12 protein-coding genes and 1 tRNA gene are annotated in these 16,482 nt (G+C 44.3%); 7 read left to right on the forward strand and 6 right to left on the reverse strand.

All coding sequences use genetic code 11. The features are described 5' to 3' along the window. Positions 1-10: 10 nt before the first annotated feature. Positions 11-2,431: an AsmA-like C-terminal region-containing protein gene (locus CKK33_RS07530; RefSeq protein ID WP_095703518.1), complete on the reverse strand. Its 2,421-nt coding sequence runs from the start codon at positions 2,429-2,431 to the stop codon at positions 11-13. A gap of 137 nt (positions 2,432-2,568) precedes the next feature. Between CKK33_RS07530 and CKK33_RS07535 the strand changes: the two genes are divergently transcribed. Further along, complete coding sequence (locus CKK33_RS07535) at positions 2,569-3,369, forward strand: HipA family kinase (protein ID WP_095703519.1); 801 nt, start codon at positions 2,569-2,571, stop codon at positions 3,367-3,369. After that, entirely contained in the window at positions 3,347-3,736 is a 390-nt protein-coding gene (locus tag CKK33_RS07540) for a DUF3037 domain-containing protein (protein WP_095703520.1), read from the forward strand. The genes CKK33_RS07535 and CKK33_RS07540 overlap by 23 nt, the downstream gene beginning before the upstream one ends. 9 nt (positions 3,737-3,745) lie before the next feature. On the opposite strand, the gene CKK33_RS07545 is transcribed toward CKK33_RS07540, so the two are convergent. Continuing rightward, positions 3,746-3,928, reverse strand: a complete 183-nt coding sequence (locus CKK33_RS07545) for a hypothetical protein (protein WP_143822925.1) — start codon at positions 3,926-3,928, stop codon at positions 3,746-3,748. Positions 3,929-4,052: 124 nt separating this feature from the next. Between CKK33_RS07545 and CKK33_RS07550 the strand changes: the two genes are divergently transcribed. From CKK33_RS07550 to CKK33_RS07565, 4 genes are all read left to right on the forward strand, one after another. After that, positions 4,053-4,910, forward strand: a complete 858-nt coding sequence (locus CKK33_RS07550; protein ID WP_095703522.1) for a ThuA domain-containing protein — start codon at positions 4,053-4,055, stop codon at positions 4,908-4,910. A gap of 22 nt (positions 4,911-4,932) precedes the next feature. Then, the gene (locus tag CKK33_RS07555) at positions 4,933-6,390 is read left to right on the forward strand and encodes a glycoside hydrolase family 30 beta sandwich domain-containing protein (RefSeq protein WP_095703523.1); all 1,458 of its coding nucleotides are present in this window, start codon (positions 4,933-4,935) and stop codon (positions 6,388-6,390) included. Positions 6,391-6,649: 259 nt separating this feature from the next. Continuing rightward, positions 6,650-8,398 carry a family 43 glycosylhydrolase gene (locus CKK33_RS07560; protein WP_095703524.1) on the forward strand — a complete coding sequence of 583 codons (1,749 nt, stop codon included), beginning with the start codon at positions 6,650-6,652 and terminating at the stop codon, positions 8,396-8,398. A gap of 115 nt (positions 8,399-8,513) precedes the next feature. Continuing rightward, positions 8,514-9,467, forward strand: a complete 954-nt coding sequence (locus tag CKK33_RS07565; RefSeq protein ID WP_095703525.1) for an acetyl-CoA carboxylase carboxyltransferase subunit alpha — start codon at positions 8,514-8,516, stop codon at positions 9,465-9,467. Positions 9,468-9,614: 147 nt separating this feature from the next. Here CKK33_RS07565 and CKK33_RS07570 read toward each other — a convergent pair whose 3' ends face one another. The 4 genes from CKK33_RS07570 to CKK33_RS07585 form a co-directional block, all read right to left on the reverse strand. Continuing rightward, positions 9,615-10,985, reverse strand: a complete 1,371-nt coding sequence (locus tag CKK33_RS07570) for a serine hydrolase domain-containing protein (protein ID WP_095703526.1) — start codon at positions 10,983-10,985, stop codon at positions 9,615-9,617. Positions 10,986-11,106: 121 nt separating this feature from the next. After that, the gene (locus tag CKK33_RS07575; RefSeq protein WP_095703527.1) at positions 11,107-11,685 is read right to left on the reverse strand and encodes a 50S ribosomal protein L25/general stress protein Ctc; all 579 of its coding nucleotides are present in this window, start codon (positions 11,683-11,685) and stop codon (positions 11,107-11,109) included. Between the two features lie 100 nt (positions 11,686-11,785). Further along, on the reverse strand, positions 11,786-12,730 hold the full coding sequence (locus CKK33_RS07580; protein ID WP_095703528.1) for a ribose-phosphate pyrophosphokinase: 945 nt from the start codon (positions 12,728-12,730) through the stop codon (positions 11,786-11,788). Between the two features lie 144 nt (positions 12,731-12,874). Next, positions 12,875-12,945: transfer RNA gene (locus CKK33_RS07585), tRNA-Gln, on the reverse strand. Between the two features lie 209 nt (positions 12,946-13,154). Between CKK33_RS07585 and CKK33_RS07590 the strand changes: the two genes are divergently transcribed. Next, positions 13,155-16,307, forward strand: coding sequence for a DUF2723 domain-containing protein (locus tag CKK33_RS07590; RefSeq protein WP_095705783.1), 3,153 nt, complete (start codon positions 13,155-13,157; stop codon positions 16,305-16,307). Positions 16,308-16,482 lie beyond the last annotated feature (175 nt).

The following is a 16,482-nucleotide window of genomic DNA, read 5'->3' on the forward strand; positions in this document are numbered from 1 at the left end:
GCGGGGAGAACTACTTATGGTTCTTGTTCCAGCCTATTTTCATTTTGCCATTTTCTTCGTGGGCGCGTATGTGTACCACAATGCCTTTAAAGCGTTTCTTTTTACGTTCTTCAAGGTCAGTGATTTTAAAATCGTCTTTAGGGTTGCGCAGGGGAATGTCTAACGCGATATCGGTACCTCTATCCAGCCCGTAAACACCGGCAACATCCACATTTAACACGCTCGAACTTACCTCCAGCGGCTTAATGGTGATCATATCGCCGTTCACTACAAAATGTCCGTCCAGTTTAGGTATCTGGATGTTTTTAAGGTCGCGGAAAGGAAACACAAATTTTCCTACCCCGAGCAGCGGCTGAAAATTAAGCAACGCCGCATCCCGAAGACTCAGATCAAGATCACCTTTTAGCGAGCGTGGAACCAAATTACCCGCATCGGTAACACTGCCGCTGATATTTGTTTTTGCTGACAGGTAGCCTTTTAAATTATCGGCGGTAAAATCTTTAAGGGCAAAATTGTTGAACGCTCTAAAAAACTCAGGCATATTCACATTACTTACCACGGCATTAACCGCAAAGCGGTTAAGTTTATCGCCCTGTGTTACCTTACCATTCATCTTTAAAGTACCGCCGGCATGTTTAACACCCACGTTCTGTATCAGGATGCCGTTCTCTGTGGTTAAAAGGTCGGCATGGGCATCGGTAGCCATAAATCTTTTATAGTAAAGTTTATTCACCTGCATGTGCATTTCTGCACGACCACGTTCGAGTACGTTGCCTAACTGGTCAACAAAGTTGCCGCTGTTGCCCCTGCTTTTAGTGGCCTGTGCGGCCTTACGCTCGCTCAGGAAGCCCATAAATTCACCAAGATAAAGGGCCGGACTATGAATCTGCCACGTAAGCAGTATTTTTTCGGGTGAATCGTAATACAAGTTCAGGAAGTTATTTACACGGCCTTCCATGGTAACTACGCTACGCCCGCTTTGTAAATGAATATTATTAAGTATCAAATCGTTCTTAACAAAGTTGAGCGAGAAGGATGTATTTTTTAGCTTGAGGTTACGCGGCAGGTAAAACAGATCTGTATGGCGCAGGTTAATAGAGCCGTTCACGAAAGGCTTATTGATCTTGTAATCTACCACGTCGGCCCGGTAGCGCAAGTTAATATCGGCAGAGCCACCACTAAATTTGGCAATATCATCCTGCAGGAACCAGTTAAGGTCGGCAGCCGGAAAATTGGACCGAAAATTCCCCGTAGCGATAGGTTTATCAAGGTTAATAACGCTGCCCGTGTCAATGGTAAACGGCAGGTGGTTATAGGTGCCTTTGAAGGCGGTGAGCTTTATAACCGAATTGGCATCGCTCAAAGATTGGCTTTTAATATAACTATTGGTAAAAACACCATTAAACGAGCAACTATCAATAACACCGCCGGGTGTGGTAAGCTTGTTATTATTCACTTTGGCGGTTACGTATAAAAGTGGATCGCCGGCACCGAAACTACCGGATATAGCTGCTGTAACCGCTATGGGGCGGTCCAGATTAAACATGTTAAGCGATTTCTGTATGTTAGCAGCCAGCAGGTTGGAGGCATGTTTCCACAAAATACTATTTGCTGCCAGGTTGATGGTAAATTCAGTTGGTTCCTTTTTGGTGCGGAACAAGGCGTTTACCATAAAAGCATCGCCGCCTATATTTAGTGGCTTCACCTGTACGGCTATTTGCCCTTTGTCTTCATTATAACCCGCGTCAAAATCACCCTCGAGCTGCTTATTCTTAATAAAACTGCCTTTTAGCGTGTTAAAGGCCATGCTTTTTGCCAATACATTCAAATGGAAATTGGCATGCCAGCCACTGTCGGGGTAGCTCATTTTTCCCTTAAGGTCATCAATGCTGAAGTTGAACAGCTTATGATCTTTGCGGTTGTCAACAGTAAAGTTTACGTTATCAAAGCTGAAGTTTTTTAACTGCGTCGCCGAACTGCTTTCAGACTTGTTATCTTTTACCTGTTTCTTGTCTTTCTTAAATACTGAGGTGTTACTGTAGCCGGTGCTATCGGTATAGAGGTCTATGCTGGCATCGCTAATGGCAATATGGTTAATATCAATAGTGCCTTTAAACAGCGCGAGTGTATTAAGTGAGATATTAAAATCGCGGGCGTTAAGCAGGGTATGTTTATGTTGTTCAAACTGCTTATCGCGCACGAGTACGTTTTGTAAGGTTAACGAAACATCCGGCAGCCCGCGGAAAAAGTTAGGTTTCATATCGCCTATTACCAGGGTGCCATCTACGCTTTTGGCCAGTTGCTCATTTACCATTTTAAGCACTTTTGCCTTATTGAATGATATATACATTGTTGCACCTACAATGAGCAATAAGATCAGCAGCGCAACGCCACCGATAATCTTAAGCGATATTTTTAACCATTTTGGCATATAAACATTTTAGTGATAAAGTATAAAGTGATGAATTTGTTTGTGTAAGCAATTGATGTTTAAGAGCATTAAGGAGTAAGTCTGCTTGAAATAACTGATGTTAAAGGGCAATCTTAATTTCATATCTTAGCCGCAACATGTCTACAACAGTGTTACCACCAGCATTACGAACGGTTAATGTTACCCGTTATGTAACCCCTTTGCGTGAAGGAGGATCGTTGCCGGCCATTGCCGAAGCGGATGATGGTTTTTTATATGTGTTAAAATTCCGCGGGGCGGGGCAAGGGCCCAAAGCGCTTATAGCAGAACTGATTGGTGGCGAAATAGCCCGCAAGTTAGGTTTTCGCATTCCGGAATTGGTTTTTGTGAATTTGGATGAGGCTTTTGGCCGTACCGAAGCGGATGAGGAAATACAAGACCTGCTTAAGTTTAGTGTAGGGTTAAACCTGGCACTGCATTACTTATCAGGCGCTATCACCTTTGATCCCACGGTTACCGAGGTGGATGAATTACTGGCCTCGCAAATAGTTTGGCTTGATGCTTTACTAACCAACGTCGACCGTACCCCGCGCAATACCAATATGCTTGTTTGGCACCGTGAGCTATGGCTCATTGACCATGGCGCAGCCCTGTATTTTCATCACAGTATGGATAACTGGGAGGAGCAGTCACTGCGCCCGTTTGTGCAGATAAAAGACCATGTACTGATCAAAAGAGCCACACAATTGCAGGAGGTAGATAAAGCTTTTAAAGCAATCCTGACTCCGGATATTATTAATGCCATCGTATCCATTATACCCAATGACTGGCTAACCGACCGCTCATTTGAAACAGAGGACGATCAGCGGCAGGTATATGCCAAATTCCTCAACAACCGCATAGCCAACTCAGAAATATTTGTAAAGGAAGCCGAAAATGCAAGACAGACATTTATTTGAGTATGCCGTTATCAGGGTAGTACCCAGGGTAGAACGTGAAGAGTTTATCAATGTGGGCGTGATATTGTATTGTGCCAAACAGAAATTTCTGCAGATGCGCTATCATATTGACCGGGATAGGCTGCACGCTTTTTCAAAAGACTTAGATATTGATGTGGTAGAAAAGAATCTACTATCCTTTCAAAAAATAGCACAGGGGGGCAAAGGCGCCGGGCCGATAGGAGAGCTGGATGCTCCATCACGCTTTAGGTGGTTAACAGCCACGCGAAGCACGGTGGTGCAAACTTCTAAAGTACACCCGGGCTTTTGTATAGATGGTGAAGATGCCATTGACAAACTTTACCGACAATTAGTATTGCAAGATTAAAAGCGCCTTTTACTCACTACGCCTGATAATGGTGTTATCGCCCGGTGCAGGTACTTCACCTTTTTGTGAGTCGTCCGCGTTCGCGGCCCCGTCTTTAAGCTGTTGGTATACCGTTTCCATTAACCTATCCTGTTGGGTCATCTCAAGTAAATGTTGTATTTGCTCCGGGGTAATTTCAATTTCTATTTTCATGAATATAGCAGGCGCAAAGCTTAGGCCAAATATGCCCGGCCGATAAATAAAATCGTGTGTATGTAAAAAGTACACTATATGTTTTTAAATTAGCTTTTTCAGAAACCAGTTTAAACCCAACATTATGACCGCTTACATAAAAGCCGCCCTCTTTGGCCTGTTCTGCCTGTGCTTTTTAAATTGCGCATTTGCTCAAAAACGAATGGCCGTTGAGCCACGGTTTAAAGTGATAGGATTTTATACAGGTAAGGAAGACCAGGCGCACATCAGCTTTTTGCATGAGGCCACCAAATGGTTCCCCGCTATGGCTAAAAAATACAATTTCAGGTTTGATACAACATCCAACTGGGGTAACCTTAATGATGCATTTCTGAAAAACTACCAGGTGGTTATTTTCCTGGATACCCGGCCGGAAGACCCCGCGCAGCGGGCAGCCTTTGAACGGTACATGAAAAATGGCGGCGGCTGGATGGGTTTTCACTTCTCGGCATTCGCACTTAACAACTCCGCGGTACCCGCCAACTGGGATTGGTACCATAATGAGTTTTTGGGCTCGGGGCAATATGGCAGTAATACCTGGCGGCCAACCTCGGCCATCTTAAAGGTGGAAGACAAAATGCACCCGGTTATGCGTGACCTGCCTGCCACCTTTAAAGCACAACCCAACGAGTGGTATCGCTGGGAAAAAGACCTGACCAAAAATCCCAACATTAAAATATTGGCTTCTATTGATCCGGTAAGCTTTCCTTTAGGCACCGGCCCCAAGCCCAATGAAATATGGCATAGCGGTTATTACCCGGTAGTATGGACCAACAAAAATTATAAGATGGTTTACTTAAACATGGGCCATAATGATATTGATTACGAGCATCATACCAATAAGGATCTTTCACATACATTTGGTAACCCTGTTGAAGATCAATTGATATTAAACGCGCTATTATGGCTGGGCACAATACGTGTTATAAACGCAACCAATTAATTCACTAAATTATATATTCAGCATGAACAAAAAACTACTCGTGGCTTTGCTGCTCGGTGTGTCGGCTAACAGCTTTGGCCAGCGTGTATCGCAAAAGCAGGCTTCGTATTCTGCTGCCAACCGAACGGTTAAAGTATTTGTAACAGAAAAAGGCTCCAGCAAACGCCTTGCACCGGCAGGCGAAATTAAGTTTGAAACAGAAGCCCAGCCGCCTGAAACGGAAACAGTGGTATTTGTTGACCCGGATAAAAAATTCCAAACTATGTTGGGCATAGGTGGCGCGCTTACTGATGCCGCCGCGGAAACTTTTTATAAACTGCCGAAAGATAAGCAGGAGGAATTATTATCGGCATACTACAGTAGCAATGGTATAGGTTACAGTTTTGGCCGTACTACTATACAAAGTTGTGATTTTAGCAGCAGCAGCTACAGTTATGTAAGTAACAGCGATAAAGGTTTATCTACATTTAATATAGCTCACGATAAGCAATACCGCATTCCGTTCATTAAAGCGGCTATCAAAGAAGCTGGTGGTAAACTGCCCATTTTTGTTTCGCCGTGGAGCCCGCCTGCGTTCATGAAAACCAACAACGATGTACTGCACGGAGGCCACCTTAAACCGGAGTATGCTCAAAGCTGGGCCAACTTTTATGTGAAGTTTATTAATGCCTATGAAAAAATGGGTATTCCTGTTTGGGGCCTTTCGGTACAAAACGAACCTATGGCAACGCAAACATGGGAATCATGCAATTACACGGCCGGGGAAGAACGCGATTTTGTTAAAAATCACCTGGGCCCGGTATTAGCAAAAAATGGGCTTGGCGGCAAAAAACTTATCATATGGGATCATAACCGCGACCTGCTGTACCAGCGCGCCAGCACCGTATTGGAAGACCCCGCCGCCGCAAAATATGTTTGGGGGATAGGCTTCCATTGGTATGAAACCTGGACAGGCGCCGGGCAAAATTTTGAGAGCGTGCGCTTAACACACCAGGCTTTCCCCGACAAGAACCTCGTTTTTACAGAGGGCTGTGTAGAAAAGTTTGACTTTAGCCGTTTAGACGACTGGAGTCTTGGCGAACGCTACGGATTATCCATGATCAATGATTTTAATGGCGGTACCGTAGCCTGGACAGATTGGAACATCCTGCTTGACGAAAAAGGCGGACCTAACCATGTAGGTAATTTCTGTTTCGCGCCTGTACACGCTGATACCCGCAGCGGCCAGTTACTTTACACTAACGCCTACTATTATATTGGTCACTTTTCTAAATACATTCGCCCCGGCGCTAAACGTATAGCCAGTTCGCCAAGCCGAGATAAACTTTTAAGTACAGCTTATCTTAACCCTGATGGCAAGATCGCTGTGGTGGTAATGAACCGTACTGATGAGCGGATCGAATACCGTTTATGGATCAAAGGCTGGGCAGCAAAAACAGTGAGCGAGCCGCACTCCATTGCTACATTAGTAGTTAATTAATAACGATGCCATGTAATGGCATGATGATTGTAAATGTTGACCATGTGTGTAAGGATAAGTGCTGGGGATAAGGATGAAACAATTGGGATACCAATCCCATTGATGTAAATGCGAGAAACGCCGCGAAGTTGACTTCCCGGCGTTTTTTGTAATTATAATTCCAGGTGTCAGATCAGTATTCATAAGTAGTTAACCAAGCTGCTCATGCCAAAGGCCGAAACATATTGTTGTATATTTGTGCCATACCAATCTTCCGCCTATGAGATCTCGCATATTCACCATTGTTTTAGTGTTGCTTGCACTGCAGGTATCGGCACAGAAGCGTTTAACCTACTGCAACCCGTTAAATCTTGATTATGGATATACGCCTTTTGCCAACTTCGCGGCATGGGGTAAGCATCGCGCTACCGCCGACCCAACCATGACGCTTTTTAAAGGTAACTATTACCTTTTTAGCACTAACCAGTTTGGTTACTGGTGGAGTCCCGATATGCTGAACTGGAAGTTTGTGTCGCGTAAGTTTGTGAGGCCTTACAACGAAGTGCAGGGCGATGAGCTATGCGCGCCGGGTACCTTGGTTCTGGGCGATACCTTGCTGGTGATCGGCTCAACCTACAATAAAGATTTTACGCTTTGGATGAGTACCGACCCGCGTACCGATACCTGGAAGGCGGCCAAAGATTACTTTAAAGTAGGGGCTTGGGATCCGGGTTTGTTTGCGGATGATGACGGGCGGGTTTATATCTACCACGGTAGTAGCAATACATTGCCAATGTACGGGCAGGAGATAGATCGTAAAACGTTTGACCCCATCGGCCCTAAAAAGGAAATGATCAAACTGGATTGGCAGCAGCATGGCTGGGAGCGTTTCGGCGAAAATAATGATAACGTTTTCCTGACCGGGTTTATGGAAGGTGGCTGGATGAACAAGCATAATGGCAAGTACTATCTGCAATATGCTGCCCCGGGTACCGAAGGCCGTGGCTACGGCGATGGTGTTTATGTGGGTGATAAACCTTTGGGGCCGTTCACTTATCAAAAGCATAACCCGTTCAGTTATAAACCGGGCGGCTTCGCCAAGGGGGCCGGCCACGGTGCAACCTGGGCTGATAAGTTTGGCAATTACTGGCATATCTCCACCATGGTTATTGATGTAAAGAACAACTTTGAGCGCCGCATTGGTTTCTGGCCTGCCGGCTTTGATGCCGATGGCACACTGTTCACCAATACATCTTACGGAGATTACCCGCATTACCTGCCTAATGGTAAAGAAGATCATGTAAAGAACGGCAACTTTACCGGCTGGATGCTGCTGAACTACAATAAGCCTGTACAGGTATCATCAACCCTGGGTGCTTATGTGCCCAACCTGGCAGTTGATGAAGATATCAAAACCTACTGGAGCGCCAAAACAGCCAACCCCGGCGAATGGCTGCAAACCGACCTGGGCGATGTAAGTACAGTGCGTGCTATCCAAATTAACTATGCAGATCAGGATGCTACATTTATGGGCAAATCTTTAGGCGTTTATCATCAGTATAAAATAACAGCCTCTAATGATGGTAAAACATGGCGCACCATTGTAGACAAAAGCAAGAATAAAACAGATGTGCCGCATGATTATGTGGAGTTGAAAACGCCGGTTAAAGCACGCTTCTTAAAGATAACCAACCTGCATATGCCTACCGGAAAGTTTGCCTTATCAGGGTTCAGGGCGTTTGGAAAAGGAGCGGGGGCGGTGCCCGATACCGTTAAGAACTTCATCGTTTTACGCGGCAAGGCCGAGAGCAGAAACTCCTGGCTGCGCTGGCAGCAAACGGATGGCGCTGTTGGTTATACTATTTACATGGGCGTAGCACCGGATAAATTGTACAATAATATTATGGTTTACAACGCTAACGAGTACTATTTTAATGGCATGGAAAAGGATACGACATACTATTTCCAGATAGAAGCCTTTAATGAGAATGGTATAAGCAAGCGAACTAAGGTGATGAAGGTAGAGTAATAAGGTGATAAAAACCTTAAAATTTATTACTGGTTTACACACAGTAAGTGTTTGAAAATTTCATAATTAAATAATATGCCGATTGAATTTTTTAATTTAGCGGCGGGAAAATTGTATGAAGATCACATTTGACTTTGAGAAACCTCTTGCTGAGATAGAGGGACAGATTGAAAAGGTTAAGCAGGTTGAAGAGAAGAACAAGCTTGACATGTCTGCCACCATAGCTGAACTGGAAGCTAAATTGCACGAGGCACAGAAAGAGATATATCAAAACCTTACCGGTTGGCAAAAGGTACAGATATCGCGCCACCCTGAGCGCCCATATACCTTACAGTACCTGGAACTGATGTGCGATGACTTTATTGAATTGCATGGCGACCGTACCGTAGGCGATGATAAAGCTATTATTGGTGGTTGGGGTACCATGAACGGCCAAACCGCTATGTTTATTGGTCATCAAAAAGGCCGTAACACAAAAGAACGCCAGTACCGTAATTTTGGTATGGCTAACCCTGAAGGTTACCGTAAAGCTTTAAGGCTAATGAAAATGGCCGAGAAATTTAACAAGCCGATCATTACCCTGATAGATACGCCCGGAGCATACCCTGGCCTGGAAGCCGAAGAGCGCGGACAAGGCGAGGCTATTGCCCGCAACCTGTTAGAGATGGCGGTGCTTAAAGTGCCCATCATCTGCGTTATTATAGGCGAAGGTGCTTCTGGTGGTGCATTGGGTATAGGTATAGGCGACAAGGTGATGATGTTGGATAACTCATGGTATTCGGTTATCTCGCCGGAGAACTGTTCAACCATCCTGTTCAAGACCTGGGAGCAAAAAGAGCGCGCAGCAGAAATGCTTAAGCTTACCTCAACCGAGATGTTAAAGAACAAGTTGATTGACGGGGTGATAAAAGAACCACTTGGCGGCGCGCACCAGGACCCTGTTGCTATGGCAGCTACACTGAAAAAACAATTACTTAAAGACCTTAAAGCGCTTAGTGAGCGCAATATTGATGAGCTGGTTACAGAACGTATTGATAAGTTCTGCAGCATGGGGGTAGTCGAGGAATAGTCTTTTATAATATTACAGGAACGCGGCATCAAGCCGCTTTTTTTGTTTTTGACGCTGCTCATTCGAGCTATAGCTAAGAATCTTTCAAGTGCCTATAAACGCCGGGAAATATATCACTCGCCAAATTAGGGCGCCAACTAATAAAAGCTATTTCTTCTCCAACTCCTCAATTATCTTCTTCGCCATTTCATTATTCGGGTCCAGCGTAACAGATCGTTTATAGTTAAGCAGCGCTTTTTCTTTATCCCCTTTAGCGTTGTAGGCATCGGCAAGGCTATCATATACATTGCCCGATTTGGGAAACAGTTGCGTGTTGTAATTAAATACCGTAATAGCATCATCAATACGGTTTTTCCCTTTATAATAGTATCCTATCATATTTAATGATGATTCATTGTCAAAACCATATTCAGTTGCGTATTTGCTTTTTAGATGATTATACCACGGTATGATCTCGTTGCCGTTCAAGCTATCCAATTGCCTGGCGAAGTCATTAAGCACCGATTTTTTAGGCTGCTGATAAGGTTTGCCATCCAATATATCCTCAATGGCTTTATTAACATCGTAAAGCGTGTTTTGCTTATTGTTGGTGAGCAGTATAATAGTTCGGCCCCGGGCCGGGTAAGCCGTCAATAATGCCTGGTAGTTAAGAGCGGTACCATCATGCTGATGATAAATTAGCTTTTCACCATCCATAGTGCCGCCGCCTAAACCGCATTGTTTGCCGGGCGAAAAAGGTGTAAGTATCTCGCGGGTAGACTGCGGATTAATAAGTTTAAAGCTTTCCAAAGCTTTTTCCCATTTGTAAAAATCATCCAGGGTAACCGCGGTCCAGCCGGTAATTGGATATGCCATAGGCGACTGTACCCTGGCGTTATTGTATGACCGAGCTACCAGAGGTTCATCGGTAGGGTCTACTATGGAATTGCTCATGCCGCATGGTTTGAGCATTTTATTCGTTACAAACTCTGCGAAACTGCTGCCGGTTATTTCGGCAATGATCTGTCTTTGCAATAAAGTATTGCTATTGTTATAGGCATACTGGGTGCCCGGTTCAAAATCGAGCTTATCAAATTTCTTTAGAGCTGCCATAGCTTCTCCATCAGATTTTAATTCGCCCCATTTAAGGTTAGGCAAACCGCTGGTATACTGCAGCAGATTTTTAATGCTAATCTTGTCTGCCCAGGCCGGAAGCCCGGTGAGATATTTAGATATTTTATCATCGATGCTGAGCTTGCCCTGTTCCTTCAGCATCATAATGGCTACGGCATTAAACTCTTTGGCTATGGAGCCAATATGGAAACGGTAAGCTGTAGTGAGGGTTTGCTTTTCTGTAGCATCGGTATAGCCGATAGCGGCTTTGTAAATTACCTTTCCCTTATCCATTACCAGTACATTGCCTTTAAACACGCCAATGCGGTTGCTGCGATGTATCAATGAATCTACAATGGTGGTTTTGGTTTGCGCACTGGCAACAAGCGATATTGCAAGTGATATGGCAAGGCAGATAGTTTTCATGCTTGTTAGATAATGTAACGTGTATGAATGTTACAAGCATAATTTGAGCTATATCAATGCAAAAAAAAGCGGTAACCACATGGTCACCGCTTTTTCATTCCTTTACAAGGAGCTGGGATAATTATTTACCTCTGCTTTCTTGTTCTGCCTGGCGCAGCGCACGTGAAGTAGTTACCGAAACGATAGTGTCTTCCTGTGCGTTGGTGATAGTAAGGTTAGGGATTTTGATATCGCCAACACGTACTGATTTACCAACTTCCAGTTCTTCAATGCTCACTTCAATGTTATCAAGGTGATCTTTCGGAAGAGCTTTAACACGTAGCTTACGTAATTTCTGCACTAATTTACCACCCACTTTAACACCCGGAGAAGTACCGGTTAATTTAACTGGGATCTCGATAGTTACCGGTTTGTTCTGATCTAACTCTAAAAAGTCGATGTGTAACAGTTGCTCAGTTAAAGGATGGAATTGTGTATCCTTAATAATAGCCTGAGTTTTTTTACCTGCAACTTCAATGTCGATGAAATGAACAACCGGAGTGTAAATTACGGCTCTCAAATCAGCTGCGGACACTGCAAAGTGGGTCTGGGTAGCACCACCGTAAAGTACTGCAGGCACTAAGCCTTGGTAACGCAGTTCTTTAGCGTCTCTTTTCCCTACGTTCTCTCTTGGAGAACCGCTAATAGCAATTGATTTCATTTGTTTATTTAATTACCGTACCACCATTGGTACGGATGTCTTTAGCCTCTCACGAGGGTTTAGTATTCTTCTTAAGACTGCTGACTTCCGACTGCAGCCTTTATTCTATTCTGAACAGCTGGCTTATTGAGCCATGCTCGTTTACGTTCATGATCGCTTTCGCGAACAGGTCTGCAGTTGATAGTACCTTTATCTTATTACTTTGCTGTTTAAGCGGTATAGTATCGGTAACTATCAGTTCAGTCAGGGCCGAATTCTCGATGGTTTCGTAGGCCTTACCCGATAATACCGGGTGCGTACAAACCGCCCTTACCGAACGTGCGCCGCGCTCCATGATCAGGCCTGCGGCCTTTGCAAGTGTACCAGCGGTATCGCATATATCATCTATCAGTACAATGTCCTGGTCGGTTACATCACCAATAACGGTCATGCTCTCGATTTCGTTGGCGCGCTTGCGGCGTTTATCGCAAATTACCACCTCTGCATTAAAATACTTGGCAAAGCTACGTGCCCTGTATGATCCGCCCATATCAGGCGAGGCAATGGTTAGGTTTTCTAAACCAAGGCTTTTAATGTATGGTACAAATATGATAGAAGCATCAAGGTGATCTACCGGTACATCAAAAAAAGCCTGTATCTGCGCGGCGTGCAGGTCCATCGTCATAATACGGTGTATACCTGCTGCAACCAGTAGGTTAGCTACCAGTTTTGAGCCAATAGCCACACGTGGCTTATCTTTCCTGTCCTGCCTTGCCAAACCAAAATACGGGATAACCGCGGTAATGTAATGGGCTGACGCGCGACGCGCGGCATCTACCAGCATTAACAGCTCCATTAAGTTATCGGTAGGCTGGTTGGTTGACTGGATGAGGAATACATCGCAGCCGCGGATAGACTCATCAAAGTGCGGTTGATATTCGCCGTCGCTGAAACGCGAAACAGCTACTTGTCCAAGCTCTTTGCCATATGATGTGGCAATGGCTTTAGCAATGGCGGTTGAACCCGAACCGGCAAATAGCTTAACTGTATTAAACTGTAAAGGCATTTTTTGATTTTATATTTCAGATAAACGGTTTGCGAAATGTAAACCGGCGATCATCATTAATATCAACCCCGTAAAAAAATTTCGGATTTCATATTTCCAGCGCGTTTAAGCAAATCTGAAAATCCGAAATCCGAAACTTTATTGTTGCCCGACCTGGATTCGAACCAAGACAAACGGTACCAAAAACCGTCGTACTACCATTATACTATCAGGCAATCTCCTTTGGTTTGAGTATCTCCCCGAAAAGGAATGCAAATATAAGACGATTTTTTACAAGTCAAAAGCAAAAAATGAAAAAATATAGCACATGAAGATAACTGCCTCATAATCCGTTAAAAATTGTTAAGCTTTTAGGTTTTAAGTTATATATACTGATGTTTTTACTAATTTCGGCTGCTTAAACCTGATGTACAGTAAAATCAGCATGAACTATAAGAAGATAAACAATATCGTGGGCTGGGCGGCCGGTATTATTGCCAGCATCACTTACATTTTAACACTTGAACCTTCAACCAGCTTTTGGGATTGCGGCGAATTTATAGCTTGTATTTATCGCCTGCAGGTGGCCCACCAGCCGGGTGCGCCTTTATTTACCATGATAGGTAAGGTTTTCTCGCTCCTTTCTATGGGCGATAACACCAAGGTGGCTTATTTTACCAATCTCGCGTCGGCATTGGCAAGTGGCGCTACTATATTGTTCCTGTTCTGGACCATTACGGCGCTGGCCAAAAAGTTACTGGTGAAAGCCAATGAGGAGATTGACGTTACTAAAACCATCCTGATCATGGGAGCCGGTTTAGTTGGCGCGTTAGCCTATACTTATTCTGATACTTTCTGGTTTTCGGCGGTAGAGTCTGAGGTTTACGCCCAATCATCGCTTTGCACCGCTATTGTATTCTGGGCTATACTTAAATGGGAAGCTCACGCAGATGAGCCCCGTGCCGATAAATGGCTCGTTTTTATTGCTTATGTAATGGGTTTATCTATCGGTATACACTTGCTAAACCTGCTGGTTATACCTGCCATAGCGCTGGTGATCTATTTTCGCAGGGCAAAAAGCGTTTCTACAAAAGGAACAATCGGCTATTTTATTTTAGGATGTATAACTGTAGCCGTTATCCTTTGGGGAGTTATTCAGTTTACAGTTAAAGGCGCCGCTTTTTCAGATCTGTTGTTTGTAAACACACTGGGCATGGGCTTTAATACCGGTGCCATTATATTTTACCTGTTGGTTACGGGCGCGCTGGCATTTGGTATCATCTATACCATTAATGCTAACAAAACTTTCCTTTGGTTAGCTATTGCCTGCTTTCTATTATTATTGGGCTTTAGCGCCGGTATCATTGGCCTTATTGCCGGTGTAGCTATACTGGCTCTCTTAGAATATGTTTTAAAAGTTCGTACGCAGCGCTCCATATTAAATCAGGTGCTCATCTGCGCGGTGTTCATCATGTTCGGTTACAGCTCATTTGTAATGATCGTGATCCGTGCAAAAGCAGGCACTAATCTTAACAATAGCGATCCTGAGGATGCTTTTGCCCTTAACAGCTACCTTAACCGCGACCAGTATGGCGAAACACCATTACTTTATGGTAACTTCTTTGACGCGCAACCTATCGATCAAAAAGAAGGTGCTATCATCTATCGCCGCGGTGATACTAAGTATGAAGAGGCCGGTAAAAAGATAACCACTATATACGATCGTAATACCTTATTCCCGCGCATGTTTAGCCAAAAGCCGCAGCATCCGGAGTTTTACAGGATGTGGAGCAATCTTGGCCCGGAAGAACACCCTACAATGGCTACTAACCTGGGCTTTTTTCTCAGCTGGCAGGTTACCCAAATGTATACGCGCTATTTTCTATGGAACTTTGTGGGGCGCGCCAATGATATGGACGGGCAAATGAACCAGGGGCCTGACGGCAGCTGGTTAAGCGGTTTCAACTTTGGTAAGATACTTCCTAAAACAGTTACCGAAAGCAAATCTTATAACCGTTTATTTTTCCTGCCGCTCATTATTGGTTTGCTGGGTGTGTTCTATCATTTCAAGCGCCATCAGCGCGATGCCGGCGTAGTAACCGTGTTGTTCTTTTTTACAGGCCTGGCCATTGTGCTATACCTTAACCAGGACCCGTTGCAGCCACGCGAGCGTGATTACGCTTATGCCGGGTCGTTCTATGCTTTTGCCATATGGATAGGGCTTGGGGTGCTGTTCATAGCTGATCTATTGAGCAAAAAGATCAACGCGAAAACAGGTGCCATTATCGCTACAACGGTTGGCTTGCTTGCAGCACCAGTATTGATGGCCAGCCAGGAGTGGGACGATCATGACCGTTCTACCAAGCTTACCCCGCATGATATGGCTTATAATTACCTTAATTCATGCGCGCCAAACGCTATTTTGTTTACTTATGCCGATAACGACACTTACCCGCTTTGGTATATACAGGAAGTAGAAGGTGTTAGACCGGATGTGCGTATTGTTAACCTGAGCTTATTGGGTACTGATTGGTACATCCGCCAGATGAAGACCAAAATGAACGAGTCCGCACCGTTGCCGATAACCATGCCTGATAAGAAATTTGAGGCAGGTGTGCGCGATGTGATCTATTATAACGATAGTAAAATAAGCGGACCGGTTGAGCTGAAGGATATTTTTGACTTTATTACATCTGATAACGCTAACGCGATGGTGCAGTACCAGAGCGGTGAGAATGCCAACTATCTGCCTACTAAAAACTTTAAACTAACCGTAAATGCCGATGAGGTAGTTAAGGCAGGAAGTGTGCCGGCCGATCAAAAAGGCCGCATTGTGCCAGAAATGGACTGGACTTATCCGGGTAAATATGTTACTAAGGATAACCTGGCCATGATGGATATCATCGCTCATAATAACTGGAAACGACCTATTTATTTTGCTACCACCGTGCCAAGCGATAACATGATGGGTTTGGATAAATACCTTTACAGCGAAGGTTTCTCATACCGCCTGATGCCATACAAACCGGATACCGCACGTGCCGCGCAGGAGAACAGCAACACGCTGATCATGTACAACAACATGGTGAATAAGTACAAGTACGGCAATTTTAAGAATGCCCGTTATCTCGATCATGAGTCCATCACGCTTTTTTATCCATTGATCAGCCGCCTTTACTCAACCCTGGCTGATAACCTGTTAAAGGAAGGGCACCGCGATCTGGCCAAGAACGCGCTTAAAAAGTATGATGATGTAATGCCTACTACTATCAATTCGTCTGAAATTGCCATACGGAAATACTACATGGTAGAAACGCTTTACAGCCTGGGCGAAAATGACATGGCCGGCAAGCAGGTAAACGCTATAGATGATTATGTGATGAGTACCCTGCAATATAATTATAGCATATACCAAAAAGGAGATAACAGCCTTAATATGCGTGAGATTCAGCTTTCTCTTTCATTGCTGAATAGCCTGGCGCAATCAACAAAGGAATTTAAGCAAAGTACGCTTTCTGCCAAGCTGGAGGCACAACTCAAAGAATACAGTAACAAGTTCGGCAGCCTGCTGCAACAACAGCAGCAACCCGGGCAATAAATAAAAAAGCGATCTGCAAAGACACCAATGGCCGGAATTTCTTCCGGCCATTTTTTATGCTTTTATTTTTGACTCATGCGTGGTTAATACCAAATTAAAGGATAAAGCAAGCAAGGCCTAATTTTATTACTTTTGCGCCTTATGGGTACAAGGCCCTATTTTAGTAAATATTTAA

Source organism: Mucilaginibacter sp. MD40 (genome assembly GCF_002288635.1).
Classification (GTDB): domain Bacteria; phylum Bacteroidota; class Bacteroidia; order Sphingobacteriales; family Sphingobacteriaceae; genus Mucilaginibacter.

What these genes read in the sequence shown, in the direction of transcription:
- CKK33_RS07530 (WP_095703518.1), bottom strand. Translation starts at nt 2,431, where the DNA reads ATGCCAAAATGGTTAAAAATATCGCTTAAGATTATCGGTGGCGTTGCG.
- CKK33_RS07555 (WP_095703523.1), top strand. Translation starts at nt 4,933, where the DNA reads ATGAACAAAAAACTACTCGTGGCTTTGCTGCTCGGTGTGTCGGCTAAC.
- CKK33_RS07580 (WP_095703528.1), bottom strand. Translation starts at nt 12,730, where the DNA reads ATGCCTTTACAGTTTAATACAGTTAAGCTATTTGCCGGTTCGGGTTCA.
- CKK33_RS07590 (WP_095705783.1), top strand. Translation starts at nt 13,155, where the DNA reads ATGAACTATAAGAAGATAAACAATATCGTGGGCTGGGCGGCCGGTATT.
- CKK33_RS07545 (WP_143822925.1), bottom strand. Translation starts at nt 3,928, where the DNA reads ATGAAAATAGAAATTGAAATTACCCCGGAGCAAATACAACATTTACTT.
- CKK33_RS07540 (WP_095703520.1), top strand. Translation starts at nt 3,347, where the DNA reads ATGCAAGACAGACATTTATTTGAGTATGCCGTTATCAGGGTAGTACCC.
- CKK33_RS07550 (WP_095703522.1), top strand. Translation starts at nt 4,053, where the DNA reads ATGACCGCTTACATAAAAGCCGCCCTCTTTGGCCTGTTCTGCCTGTGC.
- CKK33_RS07565 (WP_095703525.1), top strand. Translation starts at nt 8,514, where the DNA reads ATGAAGATCACATTTGACTTTGAGAAACCTCTTGCTGAGATAGAGGGA.
- CKK33_RS07570 (WP_095703526.1), bottom strand. Translation starts at nt 10,985, where the DNA reads ATGAAAACTATCTGCCTTGCCATATCACTTGCAATATCGCTTGTTGCC.
- CKK33_RS07560 (WP_095703524.1), top strand. Translation starts at nt 6,650, where the DNA reads ATGAGATCTCGCATATTCACCATTGTTTTAGTGTTGCTTGCACTGCAG.
- CKK33_RS07575 (WP_095703527.1), bottom strand. Translation starts at nt 11,685, where the DNA reads ATGAAATCAATTGCTATTAGCGGTTCTCCAAGAGAGAACGTAGGGAAA.
- CKK33_RS07535 (WP_095703519.1), top strand. Translation starts at nt 2,569, where the DNA reads ATGTCTACAACAGTGTTACCACCAGCATTACGAACGGTTAATGTTACC.